Annotated in this window: 16 protein-coding genes, 1 pseudogene and 1 riboswitch; of the genes and pseudogenes, 4 read left to right on the top strand and 13 right to left on the bottom strand. The window is 42.0% G+C overall.

Annotation, left to right across the window (positions count from 1 at the left end; all coding sequences use genetic code 11):
* The 11 genes and pseudogenes from A8805_RS05855 to A8805_RS05805 form a co-directional block, all read right to left on the bottom strand.
* Nucleotides 1–1,089: molybdopterin cofactor-binding domain-containing protein (locus A8805_RS05855; protein ID WP_146199430.1), on the bottom strand; the 1,089-nt coding region annotated here is incomplete at its 3' end.
* A gap of 114 nt (nt 1,090–1,203) precedes the next feature.
* A complete protein-coding gene (locus tag A8805_RS05850; protein WP_109709248.1) occupies nt 1,204–2,484 on the bottom strand; it encodes an amidohydrolase family protein in 1,281 nt (426 codons plus the stop codon).
* Nucleotides 2,485–2,532: 48 nt separating this feature from the next.
* Nucleotides 2,533–2,628: riboswitch (purine riboswitch) on the bottom strand.
* Between the two features lie 97 nt (nt 2,629–2,725).
* Nucleotides 2,726–3,025 (bottom strand): DUF1905 domain-containing protein, encoded by a 300-nt coding sequence (locus A8805_RS05845; RefSeq protein WP_420319467.1) that lies wholly within the window; start codon nt 3,023–3,025, stop codon nt 2,726–2,728.
* Between the two features lie 123 nt (nt 3,026–3,148).
* Nucleotides 3,149–4,168, bottom strand: a complete 1,020-nt coding sequence (locus A8805_RS05840) for a molybdopterin-binding protein (protein WP_109709247.1) — start codon at nt 4,166–4,168, stop codon at nt 3,149–3,151.
* A 187-nt stretch (nt 4,169–4,355) separates the two neighbouring features.
* Nucleotides 4,356–6,290 (bottom strand): NAD(+) synthase, encoded by a 1,935-nt coding sequence (locus A8805_RS05835; RefSeq protein ID WP_109709246.1) that lies wholly within the window; start codon nt 6,288–6,290, stop codon nt 4,356–4,358.
* Nucleotides 6,291–6,304: 14 nt separating this feature from the next.
* Nucleotides 6,305–7,180: an Hsp33 family molecular chaperone HslO gene (gene hslO, locus A8805_RS05830; RefSeq protein ID WP_109709245.1), complete on the bottom strand. Its 876-nt coding sequence runs from the start codon at nt 7,178–7,180 to the stop codon at nt 6,305–6,307.
* A 2-nt stretch (nt 7,181–7,182) separates the two neighbouring features.
* Nucleotides 7,183–7,968 carry a class I SAM-dependent DNA methyltransferase gene (locus A8805_RS05825; RefSeq protein WP_109709244.1) on the bottom strand — a complete coding sequence of 262 codons (786 nt, stop codon included), beginning with the start codon at nt 7,966–7,968 and terminating at the stop codon, nt 7,183–7,185.
* A gap of 324 nt (nt 7,969–8,292) precedes the next feature.
* Nucleotides 8,293–9,291, bottom strand: a complete 999-nt coding sequence (locus tag A8805_RS05820; protein WP_109709243.1) for a helix-turn-helix transcriptional regulator — start codon at nt 9,289–9,291, stop codon at nt 8,293–8,295.
* 227 nt (nt 9,292–9,518) lie between these two features.
* Nucleotides 9,519–10,280, bottom strand: coding sequence for an N-acetyltransferase (locus A8805_RS05815; protein ID WP_109709242.1), 762 nt, complete (start codon nt 10,278–10,280; stop codon nt 9,519–9,521).
* 119 nt (nt 10,281–10,399) lie between these two features.
* The gene (locus A8805_RS05810) at nt 10,400–11,038 is read right to left on the bottom strand and encodes a VanZ family protein (RefSeq protein ID WP_242992286.1); all 639 of its coding nucleotides are present in this window, start codon (nt 11,036–11,038) and stop codon (nt 10,400–10,402) included.
* 241 nt (nt 11,039–11,279) lie between these two features.
* Nucleotides 11,280–11,618 (bottom strand): annotated as a pseudogene (locus A8805_RS05805) (recombinase family protein); the annotation flags it as partial.
* A gap of 40 nt (nt 11,619–11,658) precedes the next feature.
* Here A8805_RS05805 and A8805_RS22035 point away from each other — a divergent pair.
* From A8805_RS22035 to namA, 4 genes are all read left to right on the top strand, one after another.
* On the top strand, nt 11,659–11,892 hold the full coding sequence (locus tag A8805_RS22035) for a hypothetical protein (RefSeq protein WP_109709241.1): 234 nt from the start codon (nt 11,659–11,661) through the stop codon (nt 11,890–11,892).
* A 169-nt stretch (nt 11,893–12,061) separates the two neighbouring features.
* The gene (locus A8805_RS05795; protein WP_109709240.1) at nt 12,062–12,559 is read left to right on the top strand and encodes a GNAT family N-acetyltransferase; all 498 of its coding nucleotides are present in this window, start codon (nt 12,062–12,064) and stop codon (nt 12,557–12,559) included.
* A gap of 120 nt (nt 12,560–12,679) precedes the next feature.
* The gene (locus A8805_RS05790) at nt 12,680–13,147 is read left to right on the top strand and encodes a pyridoxamine 5'-phosphate oxidase family protein (protein ID WP_109709239.1); all 468 of its coding nucleotides are present in this window, start codon (nt 12,680–12,682) and stop codon (nt 13,145–13,147) included.
* A 173-nt stretch (nt 13,148–13,320) separates the two neighbouring features.
* Nucleotides 13,321–14,349: an NADPH dehydrogenase NamA gene (gene namA / locus A8805_RS05785; protein ID WP_109709238.1), complete on the top strand. Its 1,029-nt coding sequence runs from the start codon at nt 13,321–13,323 to the stop codon at nt 14,347–14,349.
* A 126-nt stretch (nt 14,350–14,475) separates the two neighbouring features.
* On the opposite strand, the gene A8805_RS05780 is transcribed toward namA, so the two are convergent.
* Both A8805_RS05780 and ilvN read right to left on the bottom strand, forming a co-directional pair.
* The gene (locus tag A8805_RS05780; RefSeq protein WP_109709237.1) at nt 14,476–15,501 is read right to left on the bottom strand and encodes a branched-chain amino acid aminotransferase; all 1,026 of its coding nucleotides are present in this window, start codon (nt 15,499–15,501) and stop codon (nt 14,476–14,478) included.
* A 195-nt stretch (nt 15,502–15,696) separates the two neighbouring features.
* Complete coding sequence (ilvN, locus tag A8805_RS05775) at nt 15,697–16,209, bottom strand: acetolactate synthase small subunit (protein WP_109709236.1); 513 nt, start codon at nt 16,207–16,209, stop codon at nt 15,697–15,699.
* Between the last annotated feature and the right edge of the window lie 10 nt (nt 16,210–16,219).

Below are 16,219 nucleotides of genomic sequence, written 5' to 3'. Positions count from 1 at the left end.
CATAGCTCCCGCTACGGACTTATTTGTAAATACTGTATAGGCATCTGCTTCTATATTTGGACATGGATATAGCTGAGGAAATGCTCCCATTCCCTTTGCAGCAATACTATGCCCGTGGGAAGCATATGCCCCCTGGTCTGAGAAACATTCCATCTTGCGGGCCGCAAAGCTTCCGTCAGGCCGTACATAAGATATAATGTGGGTGCGAATTGCATGGCGCACCCGGTTTGAAACAAAAGTCTCTTCTCTGGATACATCCAGTTTCACAAGCCTGCCGCCAACTACGGTACTCAAATATGCACAGAGCGGTTCATAGAGAATATCCTGTTTATTCCCAAAGCCGCCTCCGATATAGGGCTTTATCACTCTCACTTCTCCCCATGGGATTCCCAGAGCCTGCCCTACAACCCTCCGGCAGATGTGCGGAATCTGGGTGGAGGATACCACCACAATTCTTCCCTGCTCCATGTAGGAATAGCAGATAAAGTTTTCAATATGACAGTGCTGTACTGTCGGAGTATCATACCAGCCCTCTACTTTAATCAGCCCTTCTTCTTTCCGCGCTTCTTCGTAATTTCCATTCCGTATGGAGGTATGCTTCAATATATTGCCGGGATAGTTCTCATGAATGAGGGGAGCATCTGCCTCCATTGCCTTCTGAGCATCCAGCACAAAAGGAAGTTCTTCATACTCTACTTTGATTGCCTGTACCGCCTGAGCCGCCGCCACTTCATTCTCGGCTACCACTGCCGCTACATCATCTCCGTAAAATTTTACATGGTCTGTCAGCAGCAGACGGTCCGCCACATCCTGGTGCTCCGGATCTGTTGACCACGGATGCCCTGCCGTAGGAAAATAACGCTTAGGAACATCAAAGCATGTCACCACTTTTACTACTCCTGGAATACGCTCTGCTTCTTTTGTATCTATTGATTTCACAATGCCGTGGGCAACCGTCGAGTGCAGGATTTTTGCTATGTAAGCACCTTTATCGCACAAATCATCGGTATATTTTGCCCGCCCTGTTACCTTGTCAAAGGCATCCACACGTTTTACACTTTTCCCTATCACATGTTTCCTTTCATTCATAGTTCCGCCTCCATATCCTAATATTCTATTGTAAAGCAGGGTAACTGTTCATGGTTCTGAACAGATACAAAGCAGGTATCCACAATCTGCTGCATTGTCTGGTCCTTACCGGATTTAGAACAGCCTGTTCCCTTTTACATATTTTGCAAAGACTTCCCGGTCATCTGAAAAATAAATCAGCCGCTCCAGACGCTTCTTTACGTCCAAAGGCTGTGGATGCTCCAGCCTTGAATCATCCAGAATCACCGCATCCAGCTCATATCCCGGCTCAAAGCTTCCCACCTTTCCGAAAAACTCACCGCCGCCTTTTGTAGCCATATAAAACACTTCTTCCACTGCCAGGGGTTTCAAAGAATCGTCCAGAAGCCTCCAGCGCAGCTTAGATGCCTGGATGGCATGTGACATTGCTGCAAATATATTCTCCGTAGAACCTCCTGCCACGTCACTTCCCATTCCCACATGAAGCCCTTCCTCAAGAAACCTTCTAACCGGAGCCACGCCAGATGCAATATTCATATTAGATTCCGGGCAATGGGCAATAAATACACCATTTTCCTTTATCCTCGCAATCTCTTCTTCACCGGAATAAACACAGTGTGCCATAACTGTAGGACAGTCCATGCCAAACAGACCGAACTTATCATAGGCATCTCCATAAAATGCAGACCACGGACATAATTCTTTTACCCAGGCAATCTCCCCCGGATTCTCAGATAAATGAGACTGCAGCGGCAAATCATAACGCATCTGCACCATCTTCAGCTTCTCCATAAGCTCATCCGTACAGCTTGGGGTGAACCGTGGGGTCAGAATTGGTCTGGTGTGTTCATACTTTTTATGCACCACATCCTTAATCCATTCCACTGTATCTTCTGCAGATTCCTCAGCAGAAGACTCCCTGATATAATCTGGGCAGTTTCTATCCATATTCACCTTGCCTACCATAGTACTCAGCCCGGTTTCCTCCAGCATATCCATTAATAAAAGGGTTGCTCTCCTATGCACTGTGGCAAAAATACAAGCTCTGGTGGTTGCGCTTTTTCTTAGATTGTCTGTGAAAACTCTGTAGGATTGCCGGGCATAGTCCAAATCCCGAAATTTTGATTCCTCTGGAAATGTATTTGTCTCCAGCCATTCTAAAAGCTCCATATCCATTCCCAGCCCCCGGTAAGAATACTGAGGCGCATGTACATGCAAGTCTACCAGCCCGGGGATAATCAGCCGGTCCTCATAATCTGTAACCGGAATTCCTCCGAACTCAAAGGGCAGGGTCTGATACACCCCTCTGACCTCCCCATTTTCACAAACCAGATATCCATGTTCACATATCTCCAATTCACTGGCACTTTTACTGTATATAATATTTCCTTTTAAAATAAAAATAGATTCATACATCGGCTGTTCCTCCCTTTCGCATCTTCGCGGTATATAAGTAACTGCAGAGATACCTCCGCAGATACTTATAGTCAACTATTCCGGTAGTTGGTAGAGACGTCCATCCAATTATGAACCTATATAAGTATTATTCAATTTTTGTATTCTTTATCTATGTATTATCCTAACATCTTCAAATTTTACTGTCAATATTTAATTCAATTCAGACAAAGTAAAATCCAACTCAAAACTGAACTGCAATTTATCGTTCCTCAAGGATAATCTTCACTTTGTCCCCCGGCTGTTTTCCAATTTTGGCACGAATATCCTTTCGAAGACCTATGATATAACAGATACTTCCATCGTTATTCTTAACTCCCATATTTACAATGCTTCCGTCATATCCCACTCCGTCAAATGTGGCGTGAACTTTCACTCTGCCTTTTCCAAACTCTTTCCGCAAATCAAATGGCATTTCCACATATGCTCCATCCATATCAGGAACCTTCTTAATTTCCGCTTCAAATTCATATACTTTATTCATCTCATTGATTTTCCTCATTGTATCAAACTTTTGGTGACTGCATGGAATCGCCAAGCATATACAGAACTGAATCAAATCAGAATATGTAATCACATTGGCACCCTCCTTCCTTTCGTCCAGAGGGTAAGCATGCAATATTAATTATGCTTTTCCAAATCCACAATTGGGGAATGTACACTGTGGACATGACAGGCATAGTCCCCCTTCTCCCAACACTGTAAAGTCTTCTTCCTTCAGTCTTTCTCCCGCAGCTAACCTTGGCAGCATTAGATCAAATATGGTCCGTTTTGAATACATCACACAGCCCGGAAGCCCCATAATCGGAACCTCACCGGAATAGGCAAGCATGAACATGGCGCCTGGAAGAACCGGAGCCCCATAGGTGATAACCTCATCTGAAGACATGCGGATAGAAAGGGGAGTCCTGTCATCCGGGTCTACGCTCATCCCTCCGGTGCACAGTACCATATCGGCCCCCTGTTCCAGCCAATCCTGAATGGCTCCTGTGACCATTTCAGAATCATCATTACAGAGTGTATTCCCAAGGACTTCAATTCCATATTCTTCAAGTTTATTTACCACCACCGGCGTAAATTTGTCCTGGATTCTTCCATAGTATACTTCACTTCCAGTAGTCACAATTCCTGCTTTCATTTTCCGGAAAGGCAGTATTTGAAAAATCGGCTTGTCTCCACAGACCTGAGTAACCCAGTTCATCTTCTCCTCTTCAATCACAAGAGGAACCACTCTCATGCCTGCAATTTTATCTCCCTTTTTCACGGAAAAATTTCCATGCCTGGAAGCAATCACAATCTGCCCCATAGCATTGACCCGGTTTAGTTTCTTCTTGTCTACCTTCAGTAATCCGTCACAGGATGCCGTCAGCTCTATTTTCCCTTCTTTGACTTCCGAAGGTTCCATATAATCCCCCTGGCACACCTGGCGGAGCACTTCGGCAGCATCATTCTCGTGAAGCATCCCCTCCTGATTTTCCCACACATATAGATGTTCTTTTCCCACTGATAACAGCACAGGTATATCCTCTTTCCTTACGATATGCCCTTTTCTGAATACTGCATCTTTTGTTACTCCCGGAATGATTTGTGTGACGTCATGACACAAAACACAACCTTCCGCCTCTTCTGTCCTAATCAGCTTCATCTAAAAACCTCCCATACTTCTATACATTTTATAACGAAGTCCCTTTCGCTAAGCTCGATAATACCTTGCTAATCTCAAGGAACGGCCTCGTGCCAGGCTCGTGCAGTACCTCGCCAATCACTTTTTTAAGGAAGTCCCTTTCGCTAAGCTCGATAATACCTTGCTAATCTCAAGGAACGGCCTCGTGCTAGGCTCGTGCAGTACCTCGCCAATCACTTTCGGCCAGTTCTTTCATCCATGAGCCTACGCAGGCATCGCTTGGCATTCTCCAGTCCCCTCTGGGCGAAAGCGCTACTGTACCCACTTTAGGTCCATCCGGCAGGCAGGAACGTTTAAACTGCTGGGAGAAGAACCTGCGGAGGAACGTTTGCAGCCATTTCAAAATGGTAGCGGAATCATAACTATCCTCGAAAGTTTCCAGTGCCAGCCGGTAAATTTTACTCGGCTCATAACCAAACCGTACCATGTAATACAGGTAGAAATCATGGAGCTCATAAGGCCCGACCAAATCCTCTGTTTTCTGTGCAATATTCCCGTCTTTCGGGGGAAGCAGCTCAGGACTGACTGGTGTATCCAGTACATCATACAGTACTGTCTTCAGATTTTCATCTTTCGTTGCATCTGCCGCATACTTCACAAGGTGGCGGACCAGTGTTTTAGGCACAGATGCGTTGACTCCATACATAGACATGTGATCACCGTTATAAGTTGCCCAGCCCAGTGCTAACTCAGACATGTCGCCGGTTCCTATTACCATTCCGTTGGTTTCATTGGCGATATCCATCAACACCTGAGTCCGCTCCCTCGCCTGGGCATTTTCATAGGTCACACTATGATCTTCAGGGTCATGCCCGATGTCCCGGAAATGAACCCGGACTGCTTCGGCAATCTGCACTTCACGAAGCTGTGCCCCCAATTGTACTGTCATTTTACAAGCATTCTGATAAGTCCGGTCTGTAGTGCCAAAACAAGGCATTGTCACCGCTATGATTCTCTTCTTATCCCATCCCAGCATATCAAATGCTCTCGCCGTCACCAACAGGGCTAACGTGGAGTCTAAGCCCCCGGAAATTCCCACAACTGCACTCTTTGCCTGGGTATGTGCCAAACGTTTTTTCAGACCCATTGCCTGAATTGTAAAAATTTCTTCACACCTTCTCTCCCTCTCGCTCTCGTTGGCCGGAACAAAAGGATGTTTCGGAAACTGTCTGCTCAATGTTGTTTTCTCTATTTCCACATGAAAAGAAACCCTTATAAGACAACGTTCATCTAATATTTTGAATGTTGTATTCTTGCGTCTTTCTCCAAGAAGCTTGTATATATCTATTTCAGAATAAATAATATCGTTTCTGAACCTTTCCGCTTCCTTCAAAACAGCCCCATTTTCCGTAATCAGGTTATGTCCGCCGAATACAAGGTCTGTGGTAGATTCCCCTTCTCCTGCATTGGCATATACATATCCTGCTATCAGACGTGCAGACTGTCCCTGAATCAGTTCTCTGCGGTAGTGGTCTTTTCCAATCGTCTCATCACTGGCAGAGCAGTTCACTATAATTACTGCTCCCTCCATAGCTGATCGGATACTAGGCGGAATAGGGGACCATACATCCTCACAGATTTCAGCAGATACAACCAGCTCCTCCATTCCAGCCGCCTGAAACAAAATCTGCGGTCCAAAAGGAATGCGGTTTCCTTCAAACAAAATCTCCCTTGCCGTCTTTGGCCCTGGGGTGAACTGACGCATCTCATAAAACTCACCATAATTCGGCAGGAAAGTTTTCGTTGTCAGACCAAGCACCTCTCCCCGGTTCAGCGCCGCAGCTACATTGTACAATTCCCCATCCACACTGATTGGGACCCCCACAAATACCAGAATATCTTTATCCTCTGTAAAAGCAGCAATCCGGTAAAGCGCTGTTCTTGCCTCTTTTAACAGTACTTCCTGAGTAAACAAATCGCCGCAGGTATACCCGGTAATACATAATTCAGGAAATACTACGATTTTTGCCTGCTCTGATACCGCTGCCGCAATCCCCTCGCAGATTTTTTCTGTATTATACTCCACATCTGCGACCCGTATATCTGGTGTGGCCGCCGCAACCTTTATAAATCCCTGTTTCATATCCGCCCTCCTACTTACCTGCTCCTTTTTAAAAGCTCCTTTAATTCGTCTACACTATACTGATACGCGGTATTACAAAAATGGCACTTCACTTCAATATCCTCTCCATCATCAATCATAGACTGGATATCTTTCTTCCCAATGCTGATTATTACTTTCTCAATACGATCTTTGGAACAGTTGCAGGAAAATTGTACAGGAAATGTATCAACAACCTCTACATCCAGCCCTTCTAAAACCTGTCCAAGCATTTCTTCCGCACTATGACCATTATCCAGCATGGCAGTCACAGACTGGATTTTCTGAATATTATCCTCCAGCTTATCCAGCACCTCATCTTCAATAAAAGGCATAACCTGTACAATAAAGCCGCCCGCACATCTGACCGTATTATTTTTCTCCATCAGGACTCCAAGCCCTACTGAAGAAGGCACCTGCTCAGATGTAGCAAAATAGTATGTGAGATCCTCGGCAATCTCTCCTGTCTGCAAAATTGTCTGCCCGGAGTAAGGCTCTTTCAGTCCCATGTCTTTTATAACATTTAAAAAGCCCGGACCAAGGGCGCCGCCCACATCCAGCTTTCCATTTTTCGGAGGAAGGATGACATTCGGATTATTTACATATCCCTTTACATTTCCCTGACTGTCGGAAGTTACCGTCAAGCCTCCAATAGGCCCCCCGCACTTCACCTGCAGTGTCAGACAATCCTGGGGATTCTTCATCATGCTGCCCATCATTACTCCTCCAGTCAGCAACCGGCCCAACGCCGCTGTAGCCACCGGACTTGTTTCATGGTGCTGTCTCGCCTGCTCCACAAGCTCCGTTGTTATCGCCGCAAATGCACGAATCTGTGTATTCGCCGCCGTTGCTCTTACAATATAATCTGCCATAATTATTCTCCTTTTCCCGCTATCACATAGATTCTTTCACTCGTATCAGAAGGTTCTTCCCTGGTAAATGCATCATACGCCGCAAAAAAGCGCATTCCTGCCGACTGTACCAGTTCCTTCATTTCTGCAAGAGTATATCCCCGCTGGAAATGCGTCTCCTGATATTTCCGATATATTTCCCCGCCGTCACAAGCCAACTTTTCATCTTTTATAAAAAGACTCAGCTCATACTCGTTAATCCGCTCTTCTTCATAGTAATAATTATCCCAGATAAAACTGCAATCTTCCCTGTTTTCGGCAATGGTACGGTCTCCCAGAATCTCCCGGTACTTATATTCTGTGTTAAAATCAAAAATAAAAACCCCGTCCATATCTAAATAATTATTTACCCAATGAAACACCTGCTGCAGCTCTTCCGGCTCTGTAATATAATTCAGGGAGTCACAGATACTGACAATTGCCCGTACTGTCCCATATAGTTCAAACTCTCTCATATCCTGCTGCAGATATAAAATATCATACCCGGACTTTTCTTTTTTCTCTAAAGCAATCTCCAGCATATCCCCGGAGCTGTCCACTCCAATCATATCATATCCCAGAGAAGCCAGTAATTCCGTCATGGAGCCTGTCCCACAGCCCAAATCCAAAACCAGGCCATCTTCAATACCATATTCTTTTAAAAGCCCATGCAGATATACTCCCCATTTTCCATAGGGAATATTATCCATGAATGTATCATACACAGCCGCGAAACTGCCATATGCATTGGATTCCTTATAATCTTTCATCCTTTATAAACCTCAGTTATTTCTATTTTACTGCCGTTTTACTGAAAAACCCCGGCATTCTTATATTTATTTACACAGCATACAGTATACCACAGTCTAGCACAGGAAAACAACTGTTCTTATCACCTTACTTAGGCTCTCAATTCAATATTTAAATGGGGATTTACCGCTTATATTAATGGGCGATTTTAATACACTCTCTGAAAACCTATTTTTAAAAAAAGAAAACAGCGGCTTTGATTATCAATCTGATTTCAAAACCGCCATTTTGCCCGTTATATTATCTTTTGGCGCATAGCTGCCCAGCCGTCGCAACAACGTTTTTTATTTACCGTTGGGTGTATCGTCAATTTTATCTAACTTTTGTACTGGTCTGATATACTTAAAATACTGTTCGGGATTATAATAAAAGTACATTATTCTACCAGGGGAAGTATCAAGACAGTAACCATTGCCAGAGTAATCAAAAGCTGCCATTGCCGTTTCAATTTTTTCTTCTACGCTACAATTTTCCTGTTCATAATCAAATGTTCCATGTTCAAAAACAATGTACTGGGTTTCAGGAATATCAACTATAAGCATTTGCGGCGGCACTTCCCCGTCATAATCGAAAGGAAGCCGTACACCCCAACATTCTGTGCGAGGAATACCCCAATCACAAAGTCTACCGTTCGGGTCATTCATATATGCCATAATCTGACCACTTCCGCAATTAGCTTCGTTTCCGCCGTCATCGTCCAATTTGCCCTTGATACTGTCAAGCAAACCGCAAATTGTTTCTTGGTCTTGCCCTGGAATAAGGTTTTGCTTTTGCCAAAAATCCCAATATCCGTTACTCTCATAGTTTTTAATGTGTAAAAATTTGTGTGCAGGTATGGTTACAAAATAATTTTTTACACCGTCTGTAGATTTAATCATACCAATCTCTCCCAATCCTAAAAAGTAGCGGTCAAAAGGGCTGATTTTTGTACGGAGAACGACAGGTTTAGGATTTTTCCGATACTCACTTGGCGTTACGCCATATGTCCCTTTGAAAGCCCTGGTAAAAGCCTCATGTGACGAAAAGCCATAATCAAAAGCAATGTCCAAAAGACTCTTATCACTATCCCTAACCTCTTTTAATGCAAAAGCTAACTTTCTATGCCGCAAATAATCTCTAAACTGCATACCCGATATTTCTTTGAATTTTCTTGTTGTATGAAATTCAGAGTAACCCAGCTTGTGGGAAAGAAAGCGAAGCGTCAAGGCTTCATCATTGTAATTTATAATACATCTGTCAATCTCATCAACGATTACCTGAATTTGTTTGTGCCACTCGTACATTCGTCCGTTCACCCCGTTTCAACCACCCTACATTTATTATAAAGAAATAGCGAAATCACTGCTTGATTTTACTTGCTGTCATTTGATTAGTCAGGAGGCACACTGCTTGCAGCAACTGCAAAAGGGGTTACGACGCTGCACTTTCTTCATCCTCACATTTAGACTACCTTTGAGAGCAGGTTTATTTTTTCATTTAGGTGGGTCTATTCCTATACTTGAATCAAATTTTATAGGCCTTTACTTGCAAGGATTTTCTCAAATTTCTTTTCTGATAGTATTTCATGGGTTATAAACTCACCATTATAAAACAGAGAAAATGTTGTAAATGGAGTGGGTACATTTTGGGCTTGTTCTCTTGTTTGAATATGAACTGCATGAAAATCAACATTTCTTTCTTTTGCCATTTTTTCAAGAAGCGGTACATACTTTGCCGTAAAAGGGCACTGACTGGTAAAGTATAATGTAAAGCTGTCCTGCATATCCCGGTGGGCTGTTTCTTTCACAGAATATTTGAAGCAGGGTTTCACGGCATTTTTTTCAAATGGCAGATACATTAGCTCAAAATACGGGCTTGCCATATCAACAGTTTCAAAACCTTTATATTTCATATATTTAAAATCTGAAAGAAATCCCATTTTCTTTTTTGAAGATAAGATAACAAGTCCTTTTTTACCTTTGGCTCTGCTGTCTTTTATACATTCGTCCAGCAAAAGATTTGAGTAGCCATGCCCTTTGAATTGTCCGGATACCCACAAACAGTTAATATACATATATCCATTTGCTTCAATCGGTATCCAAGCGTGTTCGGCGGGGACATACTCAATAAAACATTTCCCTCGCACATTACATTTTAAGAATACAAGGCCTTCATCAAACCTTTCTTTTAACCAGGCTTTTTTAGACATTACTTGACTATCTTTATTGTTTGCTATAGCACAACAGATATGCTCCTGTTCAAGATTATTATGTGTTATTCTTATAAGCTCCATTATGCTATCGCCTCCGTAAATTCTTATTTGTCCGGATTCCCAATTTAATTTCATCTTTTCTTACAATAAGTGTCAGGTGCTATAAGTATGAATACTATTTATATAAAATAAATCAGAAGTTACTGCGCAAAGGTTAGAAGCCACCGCCAATTGTATAACAAAAAGGTTCCTAAAACTGATAAAACTAAATATACTAATGGTTCATCTTTAAGAACATTAATGTCCTTTGGCTTTGATTTAAATAATTTATTAAATATTAACCAAATACTAAAGCCAAGTATCGTTCCCAAGACATTCATCAACACATCATCAATTTCTGTTGACCGGCGATTAAACAGTTGCCCTAGTTCTATTGACAATGAAAAAAAGAAACCTGCTATTATGGTTTTTAATATTGTCCTATACTTCTTCCAGATTAACGGCAATAAAAAGCCCAGAGGCATAAGCATAATAATATTTAATATATATGTCAAAAAACCTTCTGATTGAAAAGGAATGAGCTTGATTTCTTCCACCCGTATAATTGACTCATATTTCCCAATTTCCCAAATGCTTCCCATTCCAACAACATCCATAACCATATAAATATAGAAGATTAAAATATACCGCCATACAAGATTTCCTTTAATGATTTTTTCATATTTAGTTCCTTTTCTATACAAAAACACCTGATAAATAATACATGGAACAAAGACACATAAAACCGGATAAATATACATTATAATACTAATTAGTGAGTTCATAATATCTAAATTCATCCCTTTCATTAAATAATCCTGGCAGGATATCCTACTATTCTAAGAATACATAATACTTCTTAAGGAATTTATAGAGATTTCTTTAAGTATGTCTTAATTCATAATTACTACTTATTATTTCAATTTATCAGATTATATCATAAATATATAAAACAGTATAGAAGTGAGTATTTATCCCCATAAAAAGTACTGTTTACAAGGGACTACACAGGGTAACGTCTGACGGGCGATGTATTGCCCGTCAGATTTTCCATGTAATGTTCATCTTCTCACTGGTGGCTTCCACGGTAGTAACCAGCAAACCCAATCCCCGCCGCTTATCGTCAAAGCTGACGGTTTCCTATGTGTCCAAGGACCCGGAAATCTGCTGTACCTGTTCCGGGCTGATGGTATCAACCGTCAAATCCGCAATCTTTTTGACAAGGGCTTGCTTGCGGCTGTCCAATTCCGCTATCTTCACATTCACATAGGAGAGCAGGACATTGTTTGCCCCGGTTAGGCTGTCCACCAGATTTTCAATTTCGCTGTCTACCTGCGCAAGCTCCACCTGCAAAGCGGTGATTTTCGGATTACCGCAAGCCCACAGACAGGGCAGCACCAGCGCACCGGAAACCAATTTTGTGCAGGAGCTAAAACAGGATTTAGAGTTTGTTTCCAGCATTGAAGGGAGCGCACAGAAGAAACAGGTTGCCCTGTATTGTCGGCGGCTGGGAATTGATTATACCAAGCTGACCGACGTGGAGTTTGAGATAATGATGAGGGTGCTTCAAAAATCCCGGCAAGAAGCAGGGCAGAAAAAAACGGAAATGACAGGGCAGGGTTTATGTGGTAAAATAAATGGTAATACGTTTTAGGAATAGAAGGTGCGCTTAGGTTGTTTATCTTATGAATAGGAGATGATTAGAATGAATACAATTAGACCTCCTTGCTAAAATTCAAATCAAATCAGAAATCGAGGTCCTCCAAATAAGCCTGGACAATTCATTATTGATAGAACAATGATAAAATTTGGAGGAATAATCTATGTTGGAATTAAGAATGCTATGTGACAATGATGTATTATTAGTAGAAACATGGTTAAATCGGGCCCATGTGAAAAGATGGTTTGAAGTACCGGGTGTTTGCTCAATTGATGACTGGATGTCAGAAATCAATGGGCGCAATGAAGAATTTCAATGGTTAACACACCTTATTGTAATGTGGCAAGGAAACCCGATTGGATTTTGTATATACTACAAATGTGTTGATAGTAATGAAGATTTTGGAGATTTATCATTATCAGGCGCTTACGGTATTGGTTATCTTATAGGAGAACAGTCTCTTATTGGCAAAGGATTGGGTAAGAAAATCATCAATTTACTTGTGACTAAAATTTTCTCATTTCCAGATGCAACTAGAGTTATTGCCGATCCTGATAAAAACAACAAGGCTTCGGAAAAGGCATTGCTATCAAATGATTTTATATTATTTGATACAGTACGTAACCTTTATATCAGAGAGAGAACGAAAAATTTCCATTAAGAATAATTCTTTTAGGCCCTGCAATCGACAACACTAATTAACGGCGGTGTGGTACTGTAGTTGCATAAGCCGAAGCCCAAACTAAACAGCTCGGTGCATCAAAGACGGAGGAAAAGGATTATGTTTAGAGAAATGCGTAGGACTGACAGACAGCTAACAGAAGAGGAAACAATGCAAATTTTGCAGGACAATCAATATGGAGTATTATCTACTGTAAGTATGGATGGTTATCCATATGGAGTTCCAATGAGTTACGCTTATGCAAACGGAAAAATCTACTTTCATGGTACAAATGCCAATGGGCTTAAGAAAGAAAATATTGAGCATAATTCAAAGGCGTGCTTCACCGTAGTTGGAAATACAGAAGTTCTCCCTTCAAAATTTTCAACAAAATATGAAAGTGTAATTGCTTTTGGACAAATAAAAATCTCTGAAGATACACAAGATGTACTTAGAAAATTAATTCAAAAATATAGTCCTGAGTATTTGGAAAATGGAGAAAAATATATTTCTACTACTATGAAAAATGTAACAGTCTATGAATTTGAGATTGAATCTGTAACTGGGAAAGCAAGAAAAAATGGATAAGTCAATTTAAATAAACTTGACGGAAAGAAAGAGCCAGGATAAAGAGATTTCTTCCGCCTGCTCCCGTAGGTTGGGGCGGCTTCTCGGTTGTGCAAGGTGTACTGGCGTGATATAATGAACGATATGAAACAAGTTATTTTGTTAAGTCTTATGATAGAAAGGGATAATGTCTTATGTATTTATTCAATTCATTTACAGTAAAAAATATGACGCTGCGCAACCGGATTGTTATGCCTCCCATGTGTATGTACAGTGCCGAAACTGACGGTATGCCAAATGAATTCCATTTTACGCATTATACTTCCCGTGCAGTTGGAGGAGTGGGGCTGATTATTATGGAGGCTACCGGTGTCTTGCCGTGGGGCCGCATTTCGGATCATTGCCTGGGGCTTTGGAATGATGAACAGGCAAAAGCTCTCGCGCCAATCGTTACCGCCTGCCAGAAGCAGGGAGCGAAAATAGCGATTCAGCTCAATCATGCAGGCCGCAAGTGCGAGGCACAGGAAAAAACAATTTATGCACCCAGCGCCATTCCATTTGACGAGGATTCGCCCATGCCCCATAAGATGACAGAAGATGATATTCACGATGCAGTAAATGCGTTTCGGAGTTCTGCTGCGCGTGCGGCTGAAATCGGTTTTGATTCAATTGAAATTCATGGTGCCCATGGTTATCTGATCAGTGAATTCTTATCGCCATTAACTAATCACCGCACAGACAGTTATGGTGGCTCAACGGAAAATCGCTGCCGTATATTGGTTGAAGTACTGCAGGCGGTACATGAGGTCTGGCCTGCTGAAAAACCTGTTTTACTGCGTGTATCTGCCGAGGATTACGAACCGGAGGGTATGCATCCGGAGGAAATGGCTAAAATTATTGAACTGGTGAAGCCCTATATTGATGTGCTGGATGTGAGTACAGGCGGGGTTGTGCCAACGCCTCCGTCAACCATTTATCCAGGTTATCAGGTAAAAATTGCTGAAGGGTTAAAGGAGGTCTCTGGCCTTCCTACAGTAACAGTTGGTTTGATTACTGAACCGCATCAAGCGGAAGAAATACTGGGTGGAGAACGGGCAGATTTGGTTGCGTTGGGCCGGGAACTTCTGCGTGATCCTTATTGGGTACTGCACACAGCCCGTAATTTGGATGTTGAGTATCCATGGCCAAAGCAATATTTGCGCGGGTTCAATGCAAGAAAATAGTATCCAGGAACAGATAAGTTATTTCACTAATCAAAGCTGGGACAAAAATATAGCACGGTATATTTATTTTCTAAATATACCGTGCTACACAATATAATCCAACTTTATCTGCAGTTTTTACTATACTTATTCAACTACTTTTATCCAGCCTTTCGGAGCCTCGATATGCCCCATTTGAATACCGGTCAGTGTATCATACAGTTTCTGGGTAACCGGACCCATTTTCTCCATACCGCTGGGGAAGCAGATTTCATTTTCATGGTCCACAACTTTACCTACCGGAGAAATCACTGCTGCGGTTCCACAGATTCCACATTCCGCAAAGTCTTTTATTTCATCAAGGTATACCGTTCTCTCTTCGACCTTCAGCCCCAGGTAATGCTCTGCTACATAGACAAGGGAACGCCTGGTAATAGATGGAAGAATAGTATCAGAGCTTGGTGTAACAACGGTGTTGTCTTTTGTAATGAAAATAAAGTTTGCACCGCCTGTCTCTTCTACTTTTGTTCTGGTCTCAGAATCCAGGTACATGTTTTCATCAAAGCCATTTTTATGGGCTGTTATAATGGCATGAAGGCTCATTGCATAATTAAGCCCTGCCTTAATGCCCCCTGTTCCCCTCGGTGCCGCACGGTCGAAATCAGATACACACAAGGTAAGAGGCTTTGCACCGCCTTTAAAATAAGGTCCTACAGGGGTAGTAAATACACGGAACTGATATTCATCTGCGGGTTTTACACCGATTACCGGATTAATTCCAAACATATACGGTCTGACATATAAAGTTGCACCGGAGCCATACGGAGGAACATAGGCGGCATTTGCCCTTATTGTTTCCTCAACAGCCTTCACAAAACGCTCCTTGGGAAATACAGGCATCTCCAATCTCTTGGCGGAATCCTCTAAACGCTGGGCATTCAAGTCCGGGCGGAATGTTACAATTTTTCCATCCTTTGTAATATAAGCCTTCAAGCCTTCAAAGATTGTCTGTGCATACTGAAGTACTCCGGCACATTCACTCATCGTAATGTTGGGATCATCAATCAGAGCACCTTCCTCCCATTCCCCATTTTTGAAATTGGCTACGTATCTTTTATCGGTCTCTATATAACTAAACCCCAGATTCGCCCAATCAATGTTTTTCTTATCCATCTATCTTTCCTCCGTTCCTCTGCATTCATTCAGTCCCGCCCTCACTCCCCTCAGAAGCAAGGGAACCTCTTTTGTAAAATTATAATACTTCCCGAATCAAAATTCAAGAGCACACTCTGTTTTTTTAATCATACTACTCAAACATTAGAAATTCAATTCGTATGCCTTGTTACCATTTTGCCATCTGCGGCTTTATTACCGCTCCATCATACTGATAGACTCGATACCTACGCTTCCGCCCCGTACCACCTCAATGTTTTTAAATTCTTCTTTCATAAGCTTAATGACAGCATCATTTTTTGTGGCAGTCTGTACAAACTCCAAAAGCAGACAATCCCTTCCATAATCAATGACTCTCGCTTTAAAGGTATCCGCAATCTGAAATAATTCTACTTTATCTTCCTGAGTGCATTTTCCTACCTTCACATATAATATTTCTTTCATCCGCACAAAAATATCGGTAAAGTCAATGACCTTAATCACTTCTACCAGACGGTTCAACTGTTTTTTAATCTGCTCAAATGTCTCATCGTCACTAACTGTGGCAATGGTCATCCTGGAGATGGTCGGATCTTCTGTGGTCCCCACTGTCAGACTGTCCAGATTGTAGGATTTACCGGAAAATAAACCCGATATTTTTGACAGGACTCCTACCTGATTCTCTACATATAATGAAATCCATCGCTTCTTTCTATTATTATTTTCCATACTTTTCTCT

It is taken from the genome of Faecalicatena contorta (assembly GCF_003149105.1).
GTDB lineage: Bacteria > Bacillota > Clostridia > Lachnospirales > Lachnospiraceae > Muricomes > Muricomes contortus_C.
This window is presented reverse-complemented; position numbering and strand designations above follow the sequence as displayed.